Source organism: Streptomyces swartbergensis, assembly GCF_002148965.1.
GTDB lineage: Bacteria > Actinomycetota > Actinomycetes > Streptomycetales > Streptomycetaceae > Streptomyces > Streptomyces swartbergensis.
In genome coordinates, this window is the sequence record NZ_NGFN01000395.1 from 1 (window position 1) to 7,588 (window position 7,588).

The 7,588-nt window shown below is 73.3% G+C and carries 7 protein-coding genes; 3 read left to right on the forward strand and 4 right to left on the reverse strand.

All coding sequences use genetic code 11. The features are described 5' to 3' along the window. Both nicT and CA983_RS37700 read left to right on the forward strand, forming a co-directional pair. Window positions 1-1,130 (forward strand): Nickel transporter NicT (nicT, locus tag CA983_RS37695; RefSeq protein ID WP_244207267.1); only part of this gene is annotated, 1,130 nt, incomplete at its 5' end. 193 nt (window positions 1,131-1,323) lie between these two features. Continuing rightward, entirely contained in the window at window positions 1,324-1,815 is a 492-nt protein-coding gene (locus CA983_RS37700) for a DUF5709 domain-containing protein (protein ID WP_086605229.1), read from the forward strand. Between the two features lie 57 nt (window positions 1,816-1,872). Here the strand turns inward: CA983_RS37700 and CA983_RS37705 are convergent, their stop codons facing one another. Together CA983_RS37705 and CA983_RS37710 are read right to left on the reverse strand one after the other, a co-directional pair. Then, window positions 1,873-2,079, reverse strand: coding sequence for a hypothetical protein (locus CA983_RS37705; protein WP_086605225.1), 207 nt, complete (start codon window positions 2,077-2,079; stop codon window positions 1,873-1,875). Window positions 2,080-2,613: 534 nt separating this feature from the next. Then, a complete protein-coding gene (locus CA983_RS37710; RefSeq protein ID WP_086605230.1) occupies window positions 2,614-3,687 on the reverse strand; it encodes a PP2C family protein-serine/threonine phosphatase in 1,074 nt (357 codons plus the stop codon). Between the two features lie 576 nt (window positions 3,688-4,263). Here CA983_RS37710 and CA983_RS37715 point away from each other — a divergent pair. Further along, window positions 4,264-5,151, forward strand: coding sequence for a GNAT family N-acetyltransferase (locus tag CA983_RS37715; protein WP_086605226.1), 888 nt, complete (start codon window positions 4,264-4,266; stop codon window positions 5,149-5,151). Between the two features lie 27 nt (window positions 5,152-5,178). Here the strand turns inward: CA983_RS37715 and CA983_RS37720 are convergent, their stop codons facing one another. Both CA983_RS37720 and CA983_RS37725 read right to left on the reverse strand, forming a co-directional pair. Further along, window positions 5,179-6,063, reverse strand: coding sequence for a Gfo/Idh/MocA family protein (locus CA983_RS37720; protein WP_086605227.1), 885 nt, complete (start codon window positions 6,061-6,063; stop codon window positions 5,179-5,181). A 107-nt stretch (window positions 6,064-6,170) separates the two neighbouring features. Next, window positions 6,171-7,588, reverse strand: a 1,418-nt coding sequence (locus tag CA983_RS37725) for a glycoside hydrolase family 32 protein (protein ID WP_086605228.1), incomplete at its 5' end; no start/stop codon positions are given.

Sequence of the window (7,588 nt, forward strand, 5' to 3'; positions counted from 1 at the left end):
TCCCCGCCCCGGCTTCCGCGCAGCGCACGGCCCGGCACCGCGTCCGTACCTCCATGACGCGGCAGGAGTGGACCAGGGTCGGGGGGATGGCCGCGGTCATCGTGGCCCTGCACGTGATCGGCTGGGTCACCCTCGTCGCGATCGTCGCCCCCGAACACCGCGCCATCGGCACCCAGACCTTCGGCGTCGGCATCGGCGTCACCGCGTACACGCTCGGCATGCGGCACGCCTTCGACGCCGACCACATCGCCGCCATCGACAACACCACCCGCAAGCTGATGGGCGAGGGGCAGCGGCCGCTGTCGGTCGGCTTCTGGTTCTCCCTCGGCCACTCCAGCGTCGTCTTCGTCCTGGCCTTCCTGCTCACCCTCGGCGTGAAGACCCTGGCCGGACCGGTCCGCGACGACGGCTCCGCGCTGCACGACGTGACCGGCCTGATCGGTACGACCGTCTCCGGGACGTTCCTCTACCTCATCGCGGCCGTCAACCTGGTCATCCTCGCGGGCATCTGGAAGGTGTTCCGCGGCATGCGCTCGGGCCGCTACGACGAGGCCGCCCTGGAGGAGCAGCTGAACAACCGCGGTTTCATGAACCGCCTCCTGGGCCGTGTCATGAAGTCGGTCTCCAAACCCGGGCAGATGTACCCGCTGGGCCTCCTCTTCGGCCTCGGCTTCGACACCGCCACCGAGGTCGCCCTGCTCGTCCTGGCCGGCTCCGGCGCCGCATCCGGCCTGCCCTGGTACGCGATCCTGTGCCTGCCCGTCCTGTTCGCCGCGGGGATGTGCCTCCTCGACACCATCGACGGCTCGTTCATGAACTTCGCCTACGGCTGGGCCTTCTCCGAGCCGGTCCGCAAGGTCTACTACAACCTCACGATCACCGGCCTGTCCGTCGCCGTGGCCCTGCTCATCGGGACCGTCGAACTCCTCGGCCTGCTCGTGGACAGGCTCGGGCTGCACGGCCCCTTCTGGGACTGGATCTCCGGCCTCGACCTCAACGTCCTCGGCTACGTCGTCGTGGCCCTGTTCGTCGCCACCTGGGCGGTGGCGCTGCTGGTGTGGAGGTTCGGGCGCATCGAGGAGAAGTGGACGGGTGACCTGGCCCGGCCGGGACGCGGTGTCGGTCCATGACGGCGACGATGCCCTCATCAGCCATGACACCCTCCCGGACGGCAGAGCTACGGCAGGGCGATGTGGGCGCGAGTCCCACCCGACGGCATCCGCCGAGGTTAGAGCCCGCGTAACGGGAAACGCGGAACGGGCACATGAGACGAACGAGTCGACGCAGCGCGACAGGGAGGCAGAAGTGATGGGCACGGAACCGATGCGCCCCGAACCGATGGCGGACGACGCGTACCAGCCCACCGGGAGCAACGAGGAGCAGGAGGACGCCGCGCCGCTGGACCTCCAGAACGCCGTCGACGAACGGACCTACGACGACACCCTCGACGAGGGCTACTCCCCGCCGGAGAAGCCGCTCGGCGTCACCAAGCGCGGCACCACCGCAGCCGAGCAGCACGACGGCGAGACCCTCGACGAGCGCCTCGCCCAGGAGGTCCCCGACGTGTCCGCCGAGCCGACCGGGGACGGCGTGGGCGACAGCCCCGACAGCGACGGCGAACCGGTCGACCCCGAGGCGGGCACGGCCCGTGCGGGCCGCTTGGTCGCCCCGGACGAGGGCGCCCATCCCGACACGACGAAGGAGACCGTCGCGACGGACATCGGCATCGACGGGGGCGCGGCCGGTGCGGAGGAGGCGGCGGTACACGTGGTGGAGGACGACAGCGACCTGCCGGAGGACGACGACAGGGCGTGACCCGCGGGGCGTCACGCGTCACGGAGTCCATGACGCGTGACGTCCCGCGGGGAAGGGCTACGGCAGCAGCTTCTCGAGCGCGGCCGGGCCCTCCGCTGCCAGCTTGCGCTTGGCCCATTCCAGGTTGCGCGGGGTGAGGTCCTTGCCCGAGGCGAGGACGAGGTCCTCCGGCGACACGTCGGTGCCGGTTCGGGCGTGGAGCAGGCGGTCCGGGGTGGTGCTGTCCTCGGGTGGCCGGGACGCGTGGGGCTGTGACGTCGACATGTTCTCTGCTCCTAGGGTCCGGATCGCTGGTGCGGCCCCGGTGCTGAAAAACGGGTCCGATATCACCATTCAACGCGCGAGCCCAGCGTGCATCCGGAGAGCCCCGGCCACCGCACGAGAACCGGCACCCGCAGCCTGCCGAAAGCCCTGCCGGGAGCCCCACCGGAACCGGGACGAAAGCCGGCCGGAAATCCCAGGCGGAGACCCCTGGCCACCGCACCGCAACCCCGCCGACAGCGCCGGAGGGCCGCCGCGGGCCGCCGCCCCGGCCGGACACCTGCCGAGGCCCCACCGGGAGCCCGCCGAGGGTGGCGCGCCCGACAGTCGGCCCGAAGTCCCCAGGAGCCCGCCGACAGACCCACCAGAGGGCAGCCCGCAGACCCCGCGAGCCCCCCGTTCGGACGCTCACCGATGTCGCCGCGCCGTGGCCCGGGCGACGGTGGACACACCTGTCCGACTGACACGAGCATTTCCGATGCGCACACATGTGACCGCCGCGATCGGCCTGGACGCACTGGTCGTACGGCCCCGCCATCAGGGCCCGCCCCGCGGGCGGGGCGCGAGGACGAGCATCGTGACGTCGTCCCGCACGTCCGGGCAGTACCGGACGAGGTCGGTCCACACCCGCTCGGCCAGCGCGGCCGGATCCTCGTCGGCGAGGCCCGGCAGCCGCTCGGCGAGGGGATAGAAGACCCCGCCGGCGTCCCTGGCCTCCGTGACACCGTCGGACGCGAGGAACAGCCGGTCACCGGCCCGCAGCCGCACCGAGACGACCCTCGGCGGAGTGACCTCGGCGAGGCCCAGCCCCAGCGGCGTGCACGGCTCGACGTCCAGCTCCACGGTCCGCCCGTCCCGCAGCAGCAACGGCCCGGCCTGCCCGCACGCCACGATCCGCACCACACGCGCGTCGGCGGAGAAGTCCAGCAGCACCGCCGTCGCGAACAACTCGGCGTGCGGCTCGCCCGCGGAGTCCACCGCCAGCCTCCGGTCGAGCCGGGCGGCCACCGCCTCCGGGTCCGGCTGGTCCAGCACCGCCTCCCGGAACGCCCCCAGCAGCGACGCGACCGTGGCGACCGCCGACAGCCCGTGCCCCTGCACATCGCCCATGACCGCCCGTACGCCGTAGGGCCCCGCGCGTACGTCGAAGAAGTCGCCCCCGACCAGCGTCCCGCTCTGCGCGGCCCGGTACAGACCCGCGCACCGCACCGGCCCGACCTCTTCCGGGAGCGGCGGCACGACCGCCCGCTGCGCGACCTCGGCGACGGCCCGTTCCGTCACCAGCTGCGCGTCACGCCTGCTGCGCACGAACGACAGCAGCACGCTCAGCGCGGCCACGAAGGAGACGGTCAGCAGATCGGTGCTGCCGGGGTTGTCCAGACGGAAGACGGGAACCGTCAGCACCACCACCGCCAACACGCCGAGCACCGCCGTCACGACCGGCCCGTGCGCCAGCACGGCCAGCGGCGGGATCGCGCCCAGCAGGAAGCCGACGTCCAGCGGCACCGGACTGATCAGCTCCGCCGTGCCCACGCCCGCCAGCAGTACGGACGGCAGCAGCCGCGCCCAGACCGGCGGCGGTGCGCCGCGCAGCCAACCCCGCCGGTCCAGGTCCCGATCCCGATCCCGGTCCAGGTTCCGATCCCGATCCCGGTCCTGGTCCGGGTCCCTGCCCCGGCGCGGCAGCCGGGCGCGCGCACTGCTCACACCACCACGCTGCTACGCCCCACCGGGCGCCGCACTCCGGGCCCGCGTCACCGGGGACGGCCGTCAGCGGCGGCCGCCGGGGACGTGCGCGACTGCCAGAACGGCGTGAGCGTCAGCCGCAGCCCGTCGGCGCCGCGTCTTGTGAGAGCGCTCTCAGGGCGGATCCGCGTCACGGATGCCACGGACGGGCAGTGCTTCCGCCAACCCGTCCGGCATGCCGTAACCCCTTGCTGAAGCGGTCACTTGGGGGCATCTGCGGTCGCTCAACCGCCTCTTGAGGGCCACTTGAGCCGCGCCGGAAAAGCGATGGACGGCCCGCCGGTGATCCCGTAGCGTGTCGGCGTCACGCCCCGAGACCCGTGGAAGGAGGGCGGAGCCGTGCAGTTCACACCATTTCAGCGCTCCCTGTCCCTCGTCCCGGCGTGCTTCGACTGACCTCACCGGGAGCGCTCTCCACAGCATGCATCCCGGAGGAATTCCGTGACCGATGTGGTCATCCGCGCGCTCGACGCGAGCGACGCCGATCTCTTCGACACCCTGTCCGATCCGCTGGGCGCCCGTGAGGGCCACCGGCTGACCCGGCACCGCCCCGACTGGAAGCGGGTGGCCCTGCGCGACGGCAGGGTCGTGGCCCGCGGCGCCTGGTGGGGCGGCCCCGACGACACCGAGCCCGTCAACCTCAACTGGTTCGACGTGGCGGAAGGCGAGGAGGAAGCGGGCGCCGCACTCCTGCGCTCCGCCCCCTGGCAGGTGGAACTGGAACTGAACCTGCCCACGGGCTGGCGCGGCGACCCGGCCCTGCACGCCGCGGCCGAGACCCGCTTCACGGCCGCACGGAAGGCCGGCTACGACCTCCTGGTGGAACGCCTGCTGTACCGGTGGACCCCTGACCGCGGTCTGCCCGAGCGGCCCGGGCGCCTGGTGTTCCGCGCCGAACCGGACGACGCCGTGTTCTTCGACGCGCTGCGCCGCATCCACTCCGTCACGCTGGACGCCCACGCGCTGAAAGCCATCGAGCAGGGCGGACTCGACCAGGCGGCCCAGGAGGAGATCGACTTCTTCCACTGGTGCCCCTCGCCCCGCGAGTGGTGGCAGGTCGCTCACACACCGCAGGGCGAGTTGGCCGGCATCCACATCCCGGTCCACAACACCTCGGGCCCGTGCATCGGCTTCATCGGCGTCCTGCCCGACCAGCGAGGCCACGGTTACGCCCACGACCTGCTGGCCGAGTGCACCCACTTCCTGGTCGAGCGGGGCGCCGAGTTCATAGCGGCCGCCACGGACCAGGGCAACTTCCCCATGGCCGCGAACTTCGCCAAGGCCGGTTTCCCGGTGGTCAAGGAGCGCATCAACTTCGACCCGGCGTAGGAACCGGGGGCCGTACCCCAGGCAGGGCTAGCGGCCGCCGCCGTCCAGCAGATCCTGAGCCGCCGTGAGAATCTCCGTGACCCGCAGGCCGAACGCCGCGTCGCACGCGTGCGGGCGGCCGGTCCGGGCGGCGGCGAGCAGGGCGTCCGCGGCCCGCATCAGGGCGGGGACCGCTCCGTCGGAGCTCTCCGGCAGGACGGCGGCCCCGGCCTCCCCGAGGAGTTCCACGGCGGCACCGGACGCGGCGGGCGGTGCCGTCAGGCTCAGGGTGAGGGTGCTCGACGCGCCACCGGCGTGGTCGAGGACGACATGCGCGGTGTCCCCGGGACCGTACGCCGCCGCCGTCACACGCCGCACGTCGCCCAGCACCGGCAGCAGCACGGACAGGGCGTGCGGCCCGACGTCCCACAGGGCGCCCTTCTCCCGCCGCCACGGCGTCGCGAAGGGGCTCTCGCTGGTGAATACCGCCGCGAGCCACTGCGCCCGCCCCGTGAACCAGCCCGGCACCGCCGCCTGCTCGGCGATCCACGCCTCCGGCTCGGGCTGGAAGCGGGCCGTGAAGAACACGACCGAGGCGACCCCGGCCTCCTCGGCGGCCTCGACCACGGCCCGCCCCTGCTCCACCGTCGGCGCGAGGGGCTTGTCGAGCAGCAGATGACACCCGGCCCGCGCCGCCCGCACGGCGAGCCCGGCCTGCACCTCGGGCGGCAGCGCCACGGCGACCGCGTCCACGTCGGCGAACAGTTGGTCGACGTCGTCGTACGCCCGGACACCGTGCCGCTCGGCCAGTTCCTTCGCCGCCTCGGGGCGGCGTCCCCACACGCCGGCGAAGTCGAGCTCGTCGTGCCCGCTCAGGGCGGGTGCGTGGGCCATCTGCGCCCAGGGTCCGGTGCCGAGCAGTCCTATGCGCATGCCGCCGCCTCTCCACGCTGCCTGAAACCGCCGGCGGCCGGTTCCTGCCGGCCGCTCGGCGACGAGCGTGTCACACGGGACCGGCAGCCGGGGAGCCCGGTCAGGGGTCAGGGCCCCACGAGACCGGCGTCCGTCAGCCCGGCCCCGGCGTCGGCCAGGGAGCGCACGGTGTGGGGCCGCAGGTTCCACGCACTGACCGTGTAGCCGAGGCCGCCCCCGTCTCCGGCACGGGCCTCCATCCGCCAGGGGGCATCGCCCGTCGGGTAGAACCGCAGCGTCAGCGTCCGGCCCGACGGCAGGTAGAGCTCCGCGACGGACCGGTCCACCACTAGACGCAGCTCGACGCTCGCCTCGGGGCAGGGGACGCGGTACGTGCCGCCCTGCGCGCGGGCGTCGAGAGAGGCGTGGTCACGGTCCACGACGAGCTCACCGGCCCCGGGGTCGATCCTGATGTCGAGGTACTCGGCGCCGTCGGCCGATGTCACCAGCCGTAGCCCTCCTGCCGGTTCCAGGCGCGCGGTCAGGTCGAAGCTCGCGCCGACCGTCCCCAGGACAGCCGTTCCGGCCGTCACACCGGCCGCGGTCACCGTCCGTTCGCCCCGTAGAGCGAGCAGCTCCGCGGCAGGTCGCTGCCGTACGGAGCCGTCCTCGGCGAGCGTCACCTCGCGCGGCAGGGTCAGCAGCCCGGCCCAGCCGGCCTCGCGCACCCACTGAGGGTCACGGGCCTCCCAGGACCAGCCCCACAGCAGCCACCGGCCGTCGGGCGCGGGCAGCAGCGCCGGGGCGTAGAAGTCGGGGCCGTGGTCGAGCAGGGCCGGGGCGCCGGCGAGGAAACGGCCGTCGTGCTCCCGCCCGGGGTAGACCACGGTCCGGCGCGGTCCGAGCTCCGGGTCCCACACGCTGAGGAGCAGCGCGCCGCGACCGTCCGCGTGCAGGTACTGCGGGCACTCCCAGCCCAGCCCCGTGTCGGCGCCCGGCGCCACCGGCTGCGGGGCCCCGTCCAGGAAGGGCCCCTTGTATTCCCACTGTTCGAGGTCCGCGGACTCGTACAGCAGTGCCGCCGCCCGGCCGTCCGCGAAGGCGGAGCCGACCAGCATCCGCCACCCGCCGCCCTCACGCCACACGTACGGGTCGCGGTACATGGTCGCGCCCTCGGGCGGTTCGGGAATCAACAGGCTGCCGCGCGGTGTCCAGGTGACACCGTTGTCCCGGGACTCCGCGGTGGTGACCGGCTGGGCCCAGCGGTCGGTGCGGAAGGCGGAGTAGAAGGCGACCATGCGGTCGCCGTCGGAGACCGCGTTGCCGGAGAAGCAGCCGTCGGCGTCCTCGCCGCCGGGCGTGGGGGTCAGGGCGAGGGGGAGTTCCTCCCAGGTCAGCAGGTCGGGGCTGCGGAAGTGCCCCCAGTGCATGTGCGCGTGCTCGGATCCGTACGGGTTGTACTGGAAGCACACGTGGTAGTGGCCGTCGTGGAAGGCCAGCCCGTTGGGGTCGTTGATCCAGTTGCGGGGCGGGCGCAGGTGCGCGA